11 protein-coding genes are annotated in these 17,549 nt (G+C 61.1%); 5 read left to right on the top strand and 6 right to left on the bottom strand.

Annotated elements, in window-relative coordinates:
- Window positions 1-157 precede the first annotated feature (157 nt).
- Window positions 158-1,039 (top strand): sulfurtransferase, encoded by an 882-nt coding sequence (locus WBG82_RS03445; RefSeq protein ID WP_424421406.1) that lies wholly within the window; start codon window positions 158-160, stop codon window positions 1,037-1,039.
- A 156-nt stretch (window positions 1,040-1,195) separates the two neighbouring features.
- Here WBG82_RS03445 and WBG82_RS03440 read toward each other — a convergent pair whose 3' ends face one another.
- The 4 genes from WBG82_RS03440 to glgB form a co-directional block, all read right to left on the bottom strand.
- Window positions 1,196-2,167: an omptin family outer membrane protease gene (locus tag WBG82_RS03440; RefSeq protein WP_424421403.1), complete on the bottom strand. Its 972-nt coding sequence runs from the start codon at window positions 2,165-2,167 to the stop codon at window positions 1,196-1,198.
- 143 nt (window positions 2,168-2,310) lie between these two features.
- A complete protein-coding gene (gene malQ, locus WBG82_RS03435) occupies window positions 2,311-4,482 on the bottom strand; it encodes a 4-alpha-glucanotransferase (RefSeq protein WP_424421401.1) in 2,172 nt (723 codons plus the stop codon).
- Between the two features lie 12 nt (window positions 4,483-4,494).
- Window positions 4,495-6,612 carry a glycogen debranching protein GlgX gene (glgX, locus tag WBG82_RS03430; protein WP_424421398.1) on the bottom strand — a complete coding sequence of 706 codons (2,118 nt, stop codon included), beginning with the start codon at window positions 6,610-6,612 and terminating at the stop codon, window positions 4,495-4,497.
- Window positions 6,609-8,831, bottom strand: a complete 2,223-nt coding sequence (gene glgB, locus WBG82_RS03425) for a 1,4-alpha-glucan branching protein GlgB (RefSeq protein WP_424421396.1) — start codon at window positions 8,829-8,831, stop codon at window positions 6,609-6,611. The genes glgX and glgB overlap by 4 nt, the downstream gene beginning before the upstream one ends.
- Before the next feature lie 152 nt (window positions 8,832-8,983).
- On the opposite strand from glgB, the gene glgA reads away from it, so the two are divergent.
- Window positions 8,984-10,507 carry a glycogen synthase GlgA gene (gene glgA, locus WBG82_RS03420; RefSeq protein ID WP_424421393.1) on the top strand — a complete coding sequence of 508 codons (1,524 nt, stop codon included), beginning with the start codon at window positions 8,984-8,986 and terminating at the stop codon, window positions 10,505-10,507.
- A gap of 96 nt (window positions 10,508-10,603) precedes the next feature.
- The gene (locus WBG82_RS03415) at window positions 10,604-10,876 is read left to right on the top strand and encodes a DUF2934 domain-containing protein (RefSeq protein ID WP_424421390.1); all 273 of its coding nucleotides are present in this window, start codon (window positions 10,604-10,606) and stop codon (window positions 10,874-10,876) included.
- On the opposite strand, the gene glgP is transcribed toward WBG82_RS03415, so the two are convergent.
- Window positions 10,857-13,397, bottom strand: a complete 2,541-nt coding sequence (gene glgP / locus WBG82_RS03410) for an alpha-glucan family phosphorylase (RefSeq protein ID WP_424421387.1) — start codon at window positions 13,395-13,397, stop codon at window positions 10,857-10,859. The two genes, WBG82_RS03415 and glgP, sit on opposite strands and share 20 nt — an antisense overlap.
- Before the next feature lie 512 nt (window positions 13,398-13,909).
- On the opposite strand from glgP, the gene WBG82_RS03405 reads away from it, so the two are divergent.
- Together WBG82_RS03405 and WBG82_RS03400 are read left to right on the top strand one after the other, a co-directional pair.
- Window positions 13,910-14,818, top strand: coding sequence for a VOC family protein (locus WBG82_RS03405; protein ID WP_424421384.1), 909 nt, complete (start codon window positions 13,910-13,912; stop codon window positions 14,816-14,818).
- 147 nt (window positions 14,819-14,965) lie between these two features.
- On the top strand, window positions 14,966-16,414 hold the full coding sequence (locus WBG82_RS03400; RefSeq protein ID WP_424421381.1) for a 4-hydroxyphenylacetate 3-hydroxylase N-terminal domain-containing protein: 1,449 nt from the start codon (window positions 14,966-14,968) through the stop codon (window positions 16,412-16,414).
- A gap of 59 nt (window positions 16,415-16,473) precedes the next feature.
- On the opposite strand, the gene WBG82_RS03395 is transcribed toward WBG82_RS03400, so the two are convergent.
- On the bottom strand, window positions 16,474-17,499 hold the full coding sequence (locus WBG82_RS03395) for a hypothetical protein (RefSeq protein ID WP_424421378.1): 1,026 nt from the start codon (window positions 17,497-17,499) through the stop codon (window positions 16,474-16,476).
- Between the last annotated feature and the right edge of the window lie 50 nt (window positions 17,500-17,549).

The following is a 17,549-nucleotide window of genomic DNA, read 5'->3' as shown; positions in this document are numbered from 1 at the left end:
TTTCATATCTAAAGCGAAATAAGGTGCATTGTATATGCATATTTAAAGAGCGACGAAGTCACTCGCGGCGACATAAGTGAAGCGCCAGGCCCTTCGGTGCTGCGTATTGCCTTCACTGAGTTGCAATGCAAGGCTGGAGCGCCCTGGATTGCAACACATGGAGAAGATCATGACCGAGTGGGACCGGCGAGGCCTTGTATCGACCGATTGGCTCGCGAAACATCTTCGCGACCCGGACTTGCGGATTTTCGACACGACCGTTCACCTAAGACCGGCAACGCCGGGGCCATATGTAATCGAGAGCGGACGCGCGGACTACGATGCCGCTCATATACCCGGTGCGGCATTCATCGATCTCGCCGGCGAGTTGTCCGACGCAGCCGCGCCGCTGCCCTTTACGATGCCTCCTATCGATCGGCTAGCGCATGCGCTCGGAGCGGCTGGTATCGGACGCGGAACGCGCGTCGTCGCCTACACCACAACGTCGCCCATGTGGGCAACACGGCTCTGGTGGATGTTGCGAGCTTCCGGTTTCGACGACGTCGCCGTTCTTGACGGTGGGTTTGAAAAATGGACAGCCGAAGGCCGACCGGTGGAGGTCACGCCGCGGCATTATCCACCAACGGATATCTCCCTTACCGCCCGCCCCGGCGCATGGGCCGACAAGCGGGCCGTGCTTGCAGCGATCGACGACGGCGCGGTGTGCACCATAAACGCGCTGTCGCCGAGCGTGCATAGTGGCGAGTCGCCCATGAGCTATGGCCGCAAAGGTCATATAAAGGGAAGCTGCAACGTGCCTTATGCGTCGCTGCTCAAGGCTGATGGAACGTATCGTGATGAGCCCGAACTGCGTGCGCTTTTTACAGCCATCGGCGCGTTGGAAAAGCCTCGCGTGATTTGCTATTGCGGTGGTGGCATCTCGGCGACGATGAACGCCCTTGCCCTCACACGGCTCGGGCATCCATCGGTCGCTGTATATGATGGTTCGATGGCGGAATGGTCTCGGGACCCCGATATGCCGATGGAGATCGGCAAATAGAGGGCGATGCTCTTCTCGGATGGCCGAACCTCCCCTCGCCCTCAGCCCGGCTTTGAAGCCGCTTCGCGCGACCTCGAGCGCCCTCTCCCGCGATGGCCGATCGCGTCGTTGCATCGGAAATCATGGACGGCCAATCAGGTCGATAGCAAGCAGCACTCAGAAAGCGATCTTTACGCCGGATGAGACGGTGAAAGACTCGAACTTCATGCCGGCGCCTTTCTTGCCGGCTCCGAGATGCTCGCCCGTATTGATGTCGTAGTACTCGGAGTTGCCGATTTTGCGAAAATACTTGTCGTAATTCGCCGCAAGGAAGATGTGCGTCTCGCTCCGTACGCTGTAATCCACCCTCGCGCCCAGCGACAGAAATGAAATGGCGCCGTATTCGTCTTCGAAGCGCAGATCACGCAGCCAGTGATGGTCCGTGTCTGTCGCGCCGACCGTCATGCCTCCGCGCAGCAGCCCCGTGAACACCCACCGGCCGCCGGTGACGGTCGTTTCAGCTCCGAGGAAGACGCCCGGATAGCGCTGTTCGAATGTGATGTTCCGCGTGCCATTGGCGAGATTGAAGACATCGTCCCGGAAGCCGTTGGTGCTGTAGATGAAGGAGCCGCCATAAGCGGTCCATTTCACATCGGTGTATTTGAGACCACCATGCAGATTGATCATCGCGTTGTCGCTGATCGCGAAATCCCGGCCGACGGCAACGCTGAGGTCGATATAGCGATCCAGCTTCGTCTCCGAATGGATCGAGAGATCCGACCAGTCGTCGAATTCGAAGCTCGGTGAAAACGGCGCCAGCCAGTCGCGGTCTTCCATATGGCTGTCGCCGGAAAAGCCGATCGTTGCGGCGCCCGAAACCGTCCAGAAGTCGCTCAGCCTGCCTTTCACGGTCCCGGTCAGTGCCGGAGCCTGCGTTTCCCAGTCCAGTTGGCTGATCCGGTTGCCCGCTGACGAATAGACGAGCTCGGTGCCCTTGAGCCACGTATAGCCAATGCCGCCGAGCAGGACGATGCCCCCGCCCGCTTCGGTGGCTACCATATCGTCCGCGCGGTCGGCGGCGATTGCAGGATGGAAGGAAGCCGCAAGCAGGCTGAAGGCAATCATCGGCAGCCGTTTGAATTTCGTCATGGTTTCCGGTAAGCGGCAGAAGCAACAGACAAAGTTTGGAGGCCGTCGACCGTGGATCGCTCAAGGCAGAACCTTGGCGCTCATTTGGTCATCACAGCGCTGCACACCCATTGGCAAGATTCGTCTCCGATGCCAACCGGCAATTACAGGCGACGGGCGCGCTCGGCGGTGATTTCTTCCATCTGACAGCGGATGGCGGGATCATTGAGGAGTTCCGACAGGTCCCGCGAAAGACGCCGACGCCAGTTCGGATATTGGGTCGTGCTGCCCGGCAAATTTGCCTGATGCTCTTCGCCTGCAAGATCATCGAGCTGCACCATGACGAGACAGGCCGGCGTCCGCGCAAGATAGAGATGAAGCGCGGAGCCGAGTTCCGGCGACCAGGCAGTGCGATCCGCGTCGGAGGGGTCGGCGCCCTGCGGCAGCAAGCCTTCATCCGCGAGCGCCTGTAGCAGAAGCCGCTTGTCATGCGCCCTCTCCGCCCGCGCCCTTGCCTCTTCCTCCGCCGTCGCCAGCGCTCCGAGCTGCGCCTTTGCCGCTATGTCGTCGCCGGTCCAGAAGCCGTGCAATGTCGCCAGGTCATGTGTCGAGGCGGAGACGGATGCGAGCGCGGGATATTCCTCGGGCTGGTGAAAGCGGTCATGGCCGCGCTCAAAATAGAGAACGCGGCATGAAAGCATGTTGGCGCCAGACATGCGCTCGCGAAAGCCCGCGGGAACGGTGCCGAGATCCTCGCCAATGATGAGGCACTCGTTGCGCTGGCTTTCCAGAGCGGCGATCGCCATCAGCTCGTCCAGCGGAAATCTCACATAGGCGCCATCCGCGGGCGAAGCTCCGGCCGGGATCATGAACAGCCGTTGCCAGCCCATGATGTGGTCGATGCGCAAGGCGCCCGCATGCCGCATGTTGGCGCGCAGAAGCGCTATGAAATGGGCATAGCCGGTGGCCTTGAGCCGATGCGGAATGAGTGGAACGACGCCCCATTCCTGCCCAAGCTCGTTAAACGGATCGGGCGGCGCGCCGACGCGAGCCTGACCGGCAAAGAGATCGCGATTGGCCCAGTGATCGGCGCTGGAAGCATCGACGCTGATGGCGAGATCGTTGCATAGGCCGACCGCCATGCCGCGCGCGCGCGCGAGTTTCGCCGCCCCGGAAAATGCCTCTTCGCAGAGCCATTGAAGATATTTGAAGAAGGAAATTCGTCCCGACTGAGCCTCCTGAAAGACGCGCACCTCGCGCGAGGCGCAATCTCTATAGCCATCGGGCCATTGCCGCCAGTCATGCGTACCCAGATGTTCGGCCAGGGCCTGATAGGTCGCGAAGCGCTCGAGCGCTTCCTCCGCTCGCTCGACATAATTTCGATATTCCTGCCCCCGCCCGTTTTCTTCGGACAGGTGCTTTTCCTCGAAACTTCGGCGCATGAGCTGAAGCAGCGCGAGCTTGAGAGCGGCTACCGCCTTGTAGTTGACGAGCGGCCCGTCGCGCGCAATCGAGAGCGCGCGTATCATGTCCGGCATGTCGAAGAGCGCGCGTGCCTCGCTCGATTCCGAAAAATCCGGCATGGAGCTTGGGTCGAGATAAAGCGGATTGCGGAAAAGGCGACTGTTCGGCGAATAAGGACTTGCTTGCTCCGGCGTGTCGAGAAAGAGCGCGTGCAATGGATTGAGACCGATTGCATCGACGCCGAGAGGTGCAGTATTTTCGATCAGCATACGGATGTCGCCAAAATCTCCCATGCCCCAGTTCGCCTGCGTATTGAGAGAATAGAGCTGCGTAGTAAGGCCCCAGCACCGCGCCGACGCGAACTTTGCCGGTAAATGGCAGCGCAATGGCGCAACGATGAGCGTGGTTGCGGCCTCACCCGATGCCTCCATATGAAACTCGTGATAGCCGGGCGGGAGCGGCGGAAGCCGCAAGCGGCGCAGGTTGATCGGCGCACCATCCACCGTTCCGGTTTCCTCGACCGGCATGTCGGCGAGGGCCGCTTCCCCCACTTCGATCTCGCCCGTTTCGAGTCTTATGCGCCACCTGATCGTTCTGGCGGTTTCCGCGGCCGGCAATCTGAACGGCACGTCGATCTCGCCATGTTCGCGCGCGACGATCACCGGAGCGAGCACGCTTCGCCACGGTTCCGCGATCAGGCGGGACAGGCTCGCCGCCGCTTCCGCATTGGTCTGCGCCGGAATTCCCAGCGCTTCGAGCAGCGCGCGCAGCGTCTCGGATGTTGCCTCGTGCAAGCGCCCCTGAATATCCCAATAGCGCGGCTCTATGCCCGCTTCATCGGCCAGACGGATCAGGGTTTCGTCAGGGTGCATGAGGAGAGATCCTCAGTTTTCGCTGGCGAGAAGCGCAAGCGAGTGGGCGGCGAGAGGAAATGCCGAGCCCGGATTGAGGCGGGCGCTCGGTGGTTCTTCGTTCGACCTTGTGTCGAGCAGGCAATCCCAGATCCTGTCGGGCTGCGCCTCGGGCAGCACGAAGCTCGCCGCGCTGTCCTGCGCATTCATCAAGAGCAGGAATGCGTGCCTGTCCGCCGGTTCTTGGTCGGCGGCTGTTCTCTGATCGGGCGGTATCGCATAGAGAACACCGAGGCAGCGAAGGTCGGCCTTGCGCCAATCATCGTCCGCCATTTCAGTTCCCGCGGCTGAGAGCCAGGTAATGTCCCGCATGCCGCCGCCGTCGATGTGATCACCATGAAAGAAGCGATTTCGCCGGAAGACCGGGTGCGCAGCACGCAGCGCTATCAACTTCTGGACAAATGCGAGGAAGGGCCGGCCCTTGTCGAGCTTCGTCCAGTCGACCCAGCCGATCTCGTTATCCTGGCAATAGGCGTTGTTGTTGCCGTGCTGGGTTCGCCCGAATTCGTCGCCCGCGAGAAGCATCGGAATTCCCTGCGAGAGGAGAAGCGTCGCCATCAGATTGCGCTTCTGCCGCTGGCGCAGTTCGACAATCGCCCGATCTTCGGTCGGCCCTTCCACACCGCAATTCCAGCTGTAATTGGCGTTCGTGCCGTCGGCATTGTCTTCCCTGTTGGCGAGATTGTGCTTCCGCTCATAGGTAACGAGGTCTTCGAGCGTGAAGCCATCATGCGCGGTGATGAAGTTCACGCTCGCGGTCGGCCGGCGCCCTCGCCCGCCGAATATGTCGCTCGAGCCGGACAGACGGAATGCGAGATCGCCGACGACGCCCGGCTCGCCGCGCCAGAATTTCCGCACGCCGTCGCGATATTTGTCGTTCCACTCGCTCCAGGGCGGCGGGAACGCGCCGAGCTGATAGCCATCCGTCCCGAGATCCCAGGGCTCCGCGATGAGCTTCGCATGCGCAAGTGTCGGGTCTTGCATCACCCAATCGAAGAACGGTGCTTGTTGCGAAAAATGATGATGCTTGCGCGCAAGGCTGACGGCGAGATCGAAACGAAAGCCGTCGACATGCATCTCCTTCACCCAGTAGCGAAGGGAATCCAGCACCATTTGCAGAACGCGCGGATGCTCGAAATTGAGTGTGTTGTGACAGCCGGTGACATCGACATAGCGGCGCTTCTCTTCCGCAAGGCAGTAATAGGAGGCATTGTCGATGCCACGAAAGGAAAGCGTGGGGCCAAACTCGTCTCCCTCGCCCGTGTGGTTCAAGACGACATCGAGTATGACCTCGATGCCCGCCTCATGAAAAGCGCGAACGGTTTTTCGGAAATCGTCGAGCTCGCCGTTCATCAGGAAGCGGGGATCGAGCGCGAAGAAGTTGATCGAATTATATCCCCAGAATTCGTGCAATCCGTTTCGCGCCAGAACGCGCGTCGTCGCGGCCGGATGAACTGGAAGAAATTCGACGGCCGTTATCCCGAGGCTGCGCAAGTGGCTGATGATCTCCGGCTGGCGCAGCGCCGCCATGGTCCCGCGCATGCTCTTCTCGATGGCGGGGTGAAGCATGGTGTAGCCGCGCGCATGAAGCTCATAGATGACGGTGCGCGCCGGTGGCGTAAGCGGTCCTGACTCGCTCGACCATGAGAAGGTCGGATCGATGATCCGGCACTTCGGCATTAGCGCCGCATTGTCGCGCGTATCGAATGACAAATCCTCGCGAGAGTCGCCGGGAATGCAGCCACAGTGAATGTCGTTCCACTCGAAAGAGCGGTCGAGCGATCGTGCATAGGGGTCGATCAGGAGCTTGTTCGGGTTGAAGCGATGACCGTTCCAAGGATCGTAAGGACCATATACGCGATAGCCATAGAGCAAACCCGGCCGGCCATCCGCGAGATGCCCGTGCCATATGTCCCCTGTGCGTTCCGGCAGGGGGAGTCGCGCCACCTCACGCTGCCCGGCACTGTCGAAAAGGCAGAGTTCGATCTTCTCGGCATTGGCGGAAAAGATCGCGAAGTTCACGCCGCGCCGGTCGGGCGTTGCGCCCAGCGGGTAAGCCTGCCCCTCTCCCAGCGCCAGACTTTTCTTCACGGCGTTCCGTCCTCCGGCTGCAATATGAGGACGCCAAGTGGCGGCAGGGTGAGCGACAGGGATGCCGCCATGCCATGCGCGGGCACATCGCGCGTCGCGACCCTGCCTGAATTTCCGACACCGCTTCCGCCATAGCAGCGGCCATCGGTATTGAGCACTTCCCGATAAGTGCCTCGTCGTGGCGCGCCAATGACATAGCCGCGGCGCACGACCGGCGTGAAATTGCAGACGATCACCATGAGATCGGCGGGGTCGGCGGCGCGGCGAATATAGGACACGACGCTCGCCTCGGCGTCGTTGCAGTCGATCCAGGAAAAGCCTTCCGCCTCGCAATCGCGTTCATGAAGCGCCCGCGCATTGCGATAAAGATGGTTCAGGTCGCGCACCAGCGTCTGGACGCCTGCATGCATCTCATCTTCCAGCAGGTCCCAGTCCAGACTTTCGTCATGGTTCCATTCGCGCACCTGCGCGAACTCGCCACCCATGAATAGAAGCTTTTTGCCCGGCTGCGTGAACATGAAGGCAAGATAGGCGCGCAAATTGGCGAATTTCTGCCAGCGATCGCCGGGCATCTTTCCGAGGAGCGAGCCCTTGCCGTGGACGACCTCGTCATGCGAGAGCGGCAGAATGAAATTCTCGCTGAAGGCATAGAGCAGACCGAAGGTCAGCCAGTCGTGATGATATTTGCGATGGACCGGCTCCTTCGACATGTACGAGAGCGTGTCATGCATCCAGCCGAGGTTCCACTTGTAGCCGAAGCCGAGCCCGCCGAGATATGTCGGGCGCGACACCATCGGCCACGCCGTCGACTCTTCCGCGATGGTGACGGCCTCCGGGTGCCGCTCATAGACGGCTTCGTTGAGGCGGTGAAGAAACCCGATCGCTTCCAGATTTTCAGGGCCGCCATGGATATTCGGAATCCACTCGCCCTCTTTCCGGCTGTAATTGCGATAGAGCATCGAGGCGACGGCATCGGCGCGCAACCCATCGACGCCATATCGGGATAGCCAGAAAAGCGCATTCGACAAGAGGTAGCCGCGCACTTCATTGCGCCCATAATTGTAGATATGGGTGTTCCAGTCCGGATGCAGCCCTTCCCTCGGGTCCTGATGCTCGTAGAGATGCGTGCCGTCGAAATTGGAAAGTCCATGCGGGTCGTTCGGAAAATGACCCGCGACCCAGTCGAGGATCACGCCGATACCTTCGTTGTGACAGCGTTCGACGAATTGCCTGAATTCAGATGGCGTTCCGTATCGGCTCGTCGGCGCGAAAAGGCTCGTCGGCTGATAGCCCCATGAGCCATCGAAGGGATGCTCGCTGACAGGCATCAGCTCGATATGGGTGAAGCCCATATCCTTCACATATGGAACGAGCGTATCCGCCAGTTCCAGATAGCTGAGGGAGCGAGCGCCCTCCTCCATCACGCGACGCCATGAACCCGGATGCACCTCATAGATCGAGACCGGGGCATGGCGGTCGGCGCGCAGCGCAGCATGCGGCGCGCGGCGCGGCTCAGGCAGCGCGGCGGAAATCACCGACGCGGTTTTCGGCGGGCGCTCGGCCTCGAAGGCAAACGGATCTGCCTTGAGGAGTGTGTCTCCCGCTTTCGTCCTGATCTCGTACTTGTAGAGCGCGCCCGCGCCGACACCGGGTAAAAATATTTCCCAGAGCCCCGCTCCCGGATGCAGTCGCATGGGGAGGCGCCGCCCGTCCCAATCGTTGAAATCGCCGACGACGCTCACGCGCCGCGCATTCGGCGCCCAGACGACGAAATTCGTGCCTGCCACGCCATCGACGACAAGCGGATGCGCGCCCATCTTCTCATAGGCCGAGAGATAGTTTCCTTCGGCATGAAGGTAGATATCCGTTGCGGTCAGGAGTGGCGCAAAGGAATAGGGATCGTCGATTGTGCGCGATGTCTTGCCCGTACTTACCCGTAATCGATAGGAGAAGAATGCGCACTCCGGGCTGAAGCTTGCCTCGAAAAAGCCCGCAGAATCTACGCAAATGAATTCGGCGAGTTCAGCGCCCGTTTTCCGATCGATGACCGAGATGGCGGTAGCGCCGGGGTGAAAGGCGCGCAGCACGAGTTCGCCGCTCTCCTTCCTGTGCATGCCCAGGAAAGAGAACGGATCGCATTCATCGCCGTTGACGAGCGAGGCGATCCGATCGCAATGTGATGCAAATAAAGATCGGGATCGCCGCCTGCTCCGTCGCATGGGAATTCCTGACTCTGGAAAGACGGGCATATCGAGCCTCGTGCGCGTGCGGCATTCTACGATCAGAAAATTTCAACTGGACATGATTTCGATCAATCGCGGGGGGACGACGGCCGCTTAAGCTGAGCAACCCAAACCTGCGCGGTACAGACATGCGAGTGCTTTTCGTCACGTCAGAAGTTTGTTCATTGGCGAAAACTGGCGGCCTTGCCGATGTTTCAAGAGCCCTTCCAATAGCTCTCAAGAAGCAAGACATAGATGTGCGATTGCTTCTGCCTGGCTACCCGAGCGCGCTGGCGCAGATCGAAAGGCCGCGCACAGTCGCTAGGCTCGCGCCCCTGCTTGGCATTTCCGACGCGACGCTTGTTGCGGGGCGCCTTCCAAACTCGGATGTTCCGGTCTTTCTCATCGACTCGCCTTCGCTCTACCGGCGCGAAGGCGGCCTCTATCAGTGCGGCGACGGGCAGGAGTGGCCGGACAATGCGCTGCGCTTCGCCTTTCTCTCCCATGTGGGCGCCGAACTCGCGATGGAGCGAACGCGTCTTGGCTGGCAGCCGGATGTCGTGCATGCGAATGACTGGCATACGGGGCTTCTGCCGCTCCTGCTCTCCCTTGAAAGCGGCGCGAGACCAAAAACGGTATTCACCGTGCATAACATGGCGTTCCAAGGAAATTTCTCGCCGGAAATCCTGCCCGCCATCGGCGTGCCCGCCGACTGCTTCCTCAGCGGCGACATCGAGTATTACGGGCAGGCATCATTTCTGAAAGCGGGTCTGCGCTATGGCGACAGGCTGACCACCGTGAGCCCGACCTATGCGAAGGAGGTCATAACGCCAGAATTCGGCTGCGGGCTCGATGGGCTTCTGCGCACGAGATCCATCAGCTTTTCGGGCATCCTCAATGGCATCGACGACGCGTCATGGGATCCCGCGAGCGATCCCTATCTGCCTCACCTGTTCCGCGCGGGTGATATTGCGGGCAAGAAAATCTGCAAGGCAGAGCTACAGCGGGAATTCGGCCTGCCCGTCCGCGCCGATGTGCCGCTGATCGGCTTCGTGAGCCGCCTCACCCACCAGAAAATGGCCGATGTCATTCTGGACGCCCTGCCCCGGATCGTCGAGTGGGATGCGCAGTTCGTTCTGCTCGGTCAGGGAAACCCCGAACTGGAAAAAGCATTCGCGATCGCGGAGGCGAACCATGCCGGACATGTCTCGGCGCATGTCGCCTATGACGAGGCGCTGGCGCATCGCCTTCAGGCCGGCAGCGACATCCTGCTTGCGCCGGCGCGCTACGAGCCTTGCGGCCTCACGCAGCTCTACGCGCTGCGCTACGGAACTCTGCCTGTCGTCCGGCGCACCGGCGGGCTTGCCGACACGGTCGTCGATACAAATGCCGCCACGATCATCGACCGGACGGCGACAGGCTTCGTTTTTGATAATGCGAATCTAATCAGCCTCATTACAGCGCTTGATCGCGCTCTCACCTGCTACCGGGAGCCGCTCATCTGGCGGCGGCTTCAGGCGCAGGCGATGCGTCAGGACTTCAGCTGGCGCAATAGTGCCGCGCAATATGCGGCCTACTACAACGACCTTGCCGGCGCGCCGGCGCCCCGCCTGCGTTATGATGTCCGGTCGGAAGATAGCGCTTTGCAATCTGTTCGACAGGTTGCAAGCTAACTGGGCGCAGTTCGTTTGTCCGGCGCCGCTGAAGGGGTGATGTCAGCGAATGGCTTGATGGGGGCAATGGTTCGAGTTCATCCAGAGGAGCGCCCCATGGCCCGCTTCGACCTGACCGATATCCCCGAAGAAACCATCAGAATGCGCAGCTACCTGATCTGGAAGCGCGCAGGTTGCCCGCAAGGCAACGAAGCCGAACATTGGCGGCGCGCAAGAGAAGAGATCGAAGCCGAAATGCGCTGCGCCCAGGCGCTCGACAAGCCCGCGGCCTATGTCATGCCGCGCGTGCCGGTCTCGTCGCCGCCGTGCAAGAGCATCTCCGTGCGGATCTCTCACCGCACATCGCCGCCTAACGCTGCCAGGAAATGAGCGGCAATTCGGACGGGAGAAAAACGTCCGGGTGATGAGGCACCACGCGCACGGTGTAATCATCCGACGGGCGTGATGTCGCTACGGCGCCCGCATAAACGTAACCATTGTTGGAACCGGGGATTGCCTGCTCCTGATGCAGGAGCACAACTTCAGGATCGAGCCCGTTGCTCGCATCCGCGAAAAGTTCGACCTGAACCGATGACGGTATTACCTCGCCCATGTAAACCGGCACGATCACGTTCCAGGATTCGCCATTCCGGTTGATCGTCACATTTCCTATGTGAAGCGTCGGCCAGCGCATGTGAAGCGAGCGCGACCACTGGTTCATGGCCTTCGCGTTCGCGCAGTGCTCATTCATCCGGCTACGGATGCTTCTGGAGAGAGGAAAATAGGCCTTCTCCACATATTCCCGGATCATGCGGGCGCCGTTGAACTGGGGGGTCAGCTCATACATGCTCCGCCTGATCCTTTTCAGCCAGTTGCGAGGAAGGCCCGTCGCATCGAAATCGTAGAATTCGGGGATGATCTCCCGCTCGAGCAGGTCGTAAAGGCTTTCCGCATCTAACGCATCGACGCGCCCGATGGCTCCACCGCCTCCATCGCCAATGGCCCAGCCGAGGCCATGGTCATAAGCCTCATCCCACCATCCATCGAGGATCGAGCAGTTCAAGCCGCCATTGACGAGAACTTTCATGCCGCTCGTGCCGCAGGCTTCCCAGGGCCGGCGCGGCGTATTGATCCAGACATCGACGCCCTGCACCAGATGCTGCGCAAGGTCGAGATCGTAATCCTCTAGATAGATGACATGGCGGCGGAAGCGCGGCTGATGCGCAAAGTCGATCCATTCCCGGATCATGCTCTTGCCGGCAAGATCGGCGGGATGCGCCTTGCCCGCCACGATGATCTGCACGGGCTGGCTTTCGTTCAGGAGCATCCGGCCAAGGCGTTCCTGATCGCGAAGAAGAAGGTTCGTTCGCTTGTACTCGGTGAAGCGGCGCGCGAAGCCTATCGTCAGTACATTCGCATCGAGCGCGGCATCCGCCATCTGCACGGTTTCCGAGTCCGCTCCGCGTTCCCTGAGCTGTCTGGCCAGATTGCGGCGCGCGATCTTCACCACGCCTTCGCGCCCCTTGCCGCGCATTGCCCACAGTTCCTCGTCCGATACGCTCGTCATGTTCTCGCAGCGGGCAATTAGCGGCGCGCGCCATCGCTCCTTCCCGCAGGCTTCGGTCCAGATGCGATCGGCCTCGGCGGAGTCCCATGTGGGAACATGAACGCCATTGGTGATGTAGTCGACAGGCACTTCGCAGGAAGGCCAGCGCGGAAAAAGTGTCTGAAAAATTCTGCGGCTGAATTCGCCATGAAGGCGGCTCACCCCCATGCACATGCCCGATCCCCGCAATGCGAGATAGGCCATGTTGAAGGGTTCATGGTCGTCATTCGCATTGGCGCGACCAAGCGCCAGCACGTCATTCATCCTGACGCCGCGCCCGGCCACATCGCCCTCGACATAGGGAAGATATTTGCGCAGAAGTCCCGCATGGAACTGGTCGAAGCCTGCGGCCACCGGCGTATGCGTGGTGAAGACATTGCCGGCCCTCGTCGCCCACAGTGCTTCCCAGAAATTGATGTTTTCCTTTACGGCGAGCTGGCGCGCGCGTTCGATGATCGCGAATGCGGCGTGACCTTCATTGACATGGCAGATCTCGATTTCCGGATGCAGCCTGTCTACGACGCGCCAGCCGCCGACGCCGAGCGCTATTTCCTGCATGAGGCGGATTTCCGTGCCGCCGCCATAAAGCTTCGCGGTGATGCCTCGATCGGGGGGCGTGTTGAGGAGATCGTTGCTGTCCAGCAGATAGAGCTTCACACGGCCGACAGCCGCCTGCCAAACGCGCAGCAGCACCGTGCGTCCGGGCAGTTCGAGCGAGACGCGCAGCCATCCACCTTCCGGCAGGACGACGGGCTCGATGGGCATCGCGGCCGGTTCGTTAAAGGGATAGAACTCCTGCTGCGCGCCTTCGGTGTCCACGATCTGGCGGAAATATCCTTCCTGATAGAGCAACCCGATGCCGATGGCCGGAATGTCGAGATCGCTCGCCGTTTTGAGAAAGTCGCCGGCAAGTACGCCCAGGCCGCCCGCATAAAGCGGCAAGGCCGCTCCAAGGCCAAATTCCATGCTGAAATAGGCGACGCCTCCAAGGTCCGACGCGGCATGGGTCTGGCGGAACCAGCCCGGCGTCTGCAGATAGCGCTCTCTCGCCGCGACAAAGGTCGAAAGCTCGTCGAGGAATTTCTGGTCGCAGGCAAGCGAGTTGAGCCGCTCCGCTGGCGTGCTCTGGAGAACGACCCAGGGGTTATGCGTCCGTTCCCATAAAGGCTCGTTGACATAGGACCACAGGGCATCGCCCTCATGGCTCCATGTCCAGCGCAGATCGAGCGCGAGCGACTGCAGGATGGAGATTTCGCTCGGCAATTTCGGCAAGGGAAGCGCGACCATTGTCTTGATCCTTCCCATTACGCATCGCCCGGCTGACGTCCGGGTTACGGTTCAGCGCAGAGGCTTCAGCGTAGCACTATCAGGCACCGCGTTAGAAGCTGTTGCAGCGCGGGCGCCGATCTTTATGGCTCTACTTCTTTCGCATCGTTGCACTGGTCCGATCCTCACGAAAGCATCCTCGCGCCGGTTACAGGTGAATTGTCCGGCGTCCCTCACCCAGGCAGAAGGCCGGGCGCAGCGGGCCCACACGACGCGGAGGCGCACATAAGTCCGTATAAGGACTTATTGTTCGGCGAGGCACTGCACCCGACATTCCGCCTACGTGGCTTCGTACCCCCTCGTTCTGCCGGGGCCTCCCCGCCGTCCAATTCGCCGCGGCACTTACAAAACTGAGTACCCTCATTTTATTCTTGCGCTTTCGATGGCCAGGTTTACAGTTAGCTACCGAGGAAACCCGGACGCCGAGGGCCGGTCAGGCAAGCTTTGCCGACGGATCGGACAACCGGGATGGGATATGGGAGGACGCGCAGATGGTTCAGGTCACTGAACTTGGCTATATGGGGCTCGGGGTCAAAAATCTCGCCCAGTGGAAAGACTTCGCTTCAAAAATTCTCGGCCTGGAGGTGACGGACGAAGGCGAGTCCGGCCGGTGCTATTTCCGCATGGATTACTGGCATCACCGCTTCATCGTCGATGAGGACGGTACGGACGATCTCAACTATCTCGGCTTTCGCGTCGCCGGCACGGAGGAATTCCGGCAGATGCACAGGCAGCTCACCGAAGCCGGGATCAAGGTACACATCGGCTCGCCGGAGGAAGCGGACGAACGCCGCGTTCTCGAGGTGATGAAGCTCAACGACGCGAGCGGATTTCCCATTGAGATATTTCATGGGCCGCAGGTTCAGGCGGACAAGCCGTTTCACCCCGGGCGGCGGATGCATGGCCGGTTCAAGACCGGCGATGGCGGCCTCGGACATCTGATCCAGCGCGAGACGGTCGGCTTCGAGAAGACCTATGAATTCTATAGGCTGCTCGGCATGCGCGGCGGCGTGGAATACAAGATCGCCCTTCCCGGCCTGCCCCGGCCCTTCGAACTCATGTTCCTGCACTGCAACAGCCGCGACCACACGCTCGCCTTCGGCCCGCCCGGCGAAAAACGGATCAACCATCTCATGATCGAGGTGGAGAATTTCGACGATGTCGGGCTCGCTTATGAAGTCGTGCAGCAGAACAATATTCCGATCGCCATCGCGCCTGGACGCCACGCGAACGACCATATGTATTCGTTCTACTTCCTGAACCCGTCGGGCTGGATGTGCGAAATCGGCTGGGGCGCGCGGGCGGCCACCCACCAGTCGGAATATTACCAGCGCGACACTTACGGGCATGAGCCGGTGCTGGGCGTCATGAAGGGCGCGATGGAAGTCGCGGCCGAATAGGCGCCGGGCCTCGCCCAAGCGTGCGCAGGACTCTCGCGCCTGCGCGCGCACCAACACTCACAGATGAAATCAATGCGCCCTGCTTCGGCTATCGCCGGCAGGCGAACGGGAGAGGAGTCGCTCGGCAAGGAGCGGCAGGGAGAGAACATGACCGCACGCACGGGAAAGCAATATATCGAAGGGCTGCGCGACGACCGCACGGTGTGGCTCGGCAACGAGAAAGTGGACATTCTGAGCCATCCGGTCTTCGCGGGCTCGGTCAAGGGCATGGCCGGCTATTTCGACTGGCAGAACAAACATGCAGACGACTGCCTCGTGCCCGATCCGGAGACGGGCGCGCCGATGAGCGCGAGCCTCATCGTGCCGAAGAACGCCGACGACCTGAAGCACCGCCACAAGGCTTTCGACCGCTTCGCGCGGTATTCCGCCGGCATGCTCGGCCGCACGCCGGACTATGTGAATGTCACGCTCGCCGGCTTCGTGGCGCGCAGCGACATTTTCGAGTCGAGCGGCGACAGGACCTATTCCAACAGGCTCAGGCGCTTCTATCGCGAGGTCGTCGAAAAGGATCTCTCGCTGACGCACACCATCATTCATCCCGTCGTCGACAAGGCGATTCCCGATACGCAGGGCATCAATCGCGAGCTTGCGCTCAAGGTCGTGCGCCGCAACAAGGACAGCATCGTCGTGCGAGGCGCCAAGATCCTCGCGACGCTCGGGCCGTTCGCGGACGAGCTCTTCGTCTATCCGGGCCAGCCGCAACCGGCCGGCACCAATCCCGACGTGTTGCTCGCCTTCTCGATCCCGATGAACACCAAGGGCCTCATCACGCTTTGCCGCGATCACTGCGGCGTCACCGCGCCTGTGGGCGACCGGCCCTTCTCCAGCCGCTTCGATGAGCAGGACGCCTTCATGATCTTCGACGATGTCGAGATCCCGAACGAGCGCGTCTTCATCGACGGCGACCTCGATGTCTATAACGGGCTGATGCGGCACGGATGGGCCGCGAACATCATGCAGCAGACGGCCATTCGCGCCGCGGTGAAGCTCGAATTCGCCTATGAGCTTTGCACCCGCATGGCGCGGGCAACCAATTCGGAGATGCGGCCCGACGTCGCCGCCATGCTCGGCGAACTCTGGGGTTATGCGACGCTTACCCGCTCGGCGATCATGGCCGCCGAGGCGGGCGCGCGGGATTGGGGGAATGGCGCCTTCTTCTGCGATGACCGCCCGCTGCGCGCCACGCGCTCCATGATGCCTGGCTGGATGGTCAGGGCGAACGACTGCATCAAGACCATAGGCTCGCACAACCTCCTCGCCACGCCTTCTCTCGACGCCATCGACAATCCCGAGATCGGAGATCTGATCAGGACGTTCATGCCGGGCGCGAACGGAATGAGCGCGCGCGAACGCGCCACGCTTTTTCGCACGGCCTGGGACTTTGCGGGCTCGGCTCTCGGCGGCCGCGTGGAGCTTTACGAGCGCTTCTATCTGGCGAGCGCGCCGCGCAATCTGGCGCTCGATCACATGATGGCGCAGATGGAGCGGCCCTGGGACGAGATACCGGCCCTTCTGAAGTCGGCAGGCGTCGAATAGTAAGATGGCAACGCTCCGGCGCTGGATCAAATCAGGCGCCGGAGCGATCGCCGCTTGGGTCAGCTCGTCACTCTCCAGACAATGCCTTCGTCATCTCGCGCCGTGATGAGCTTCAGATTGCGATTATGGACCGCGAGCGCTCCTTCCCAGAGCCGGTTCCAGGCATCGAAGGCGTCGGCATGCGGCTCGATCCCGTCCATGAGGCGCCAGCCGCTCTGGCGGATGATCACCTCGTTCCCCTCCTCCGCGATCTCCACCTGCTCGCCTTGCGCGGCAGCCATTGCAGCAAGATAGGCGGCGAAGGAGCGTGCTTCTCCCGGCGCAATGCCCAGAAGCTCCGCAGTCTCGTCATAGAACTGCATGCCGATGAGCCGCGCCGCGCGGCCGAGATGCGCGCGCGTTTCCTCGGGGCCGAAGAGCGAGAGCATGGTCGGCACCAGCGAGCGGACATATTCCATCGCATAGGCGCGCTCGACCTTCTTCAGCCTCTCTTCCGGCCAGCTTGCGCTATCGAGCTTCGGCGCCTTCGCCGCATCGAAATCGGGAGCGCGCTCATCCGGCGCGAAGCGCACGCGCTCGCTCTCCGAAATCTCGCGACCATAATCGTAGTAATAGCCCTCAAGCCCCGGCGCGCCCTCGACGGTTTGTCCGGTGCAGACGAATCCGAGGCGGGGATTTCCGAGCGAGACGCCATTGTGCCCATGCCAGCCATGCAGCATGGCTTCATTGACCTTGGCCGGAACGGCGCAGATCGACGCGCCCTGCCAGATCCAGCGCGGCGGCGGATAGCGCACCCAGGCCTTGCGATCCGACTCTGGCATATACTCGGTTTTGACGCCGCCAAGCGCGTTGGAGAAGTAGTGATATTGCGCGCAGGCCACCGCGTCGGGAAGTCCGTCCAGGCCGAGTTTTTTCAAGCCGGGCAGGAATTTTTCAAGATGCTGTCGGCGGAAATGACCGAGGACGAATTGCGCCGCCGCATCTTCGCCCTTGCGCGTGACGAGTGTCAGCACAAGTCCGGTCATCAGCGCATTATAGATACGGGAGACGGCCTTGTAGCCGGCAAGCGAGGGAACAGTTTTCATTCGGGATTGCATTCCTGAGTTCGTTGCATTCCCGCAGTCTATCGCAAGCG

Origin of the sequence: Parvibaculum sp. (assembly GCF_049671045.1) — a bacterium.
Taxonomy (GTDB): Bacteria; Pseudomonadota; Alphaproteobacteria; order Parvibaculales; family Parvibaculaceae; genus Parvibaculum.
This window is presented reverse-complemented; position numbering and strand designations above follow the sequence as displayed.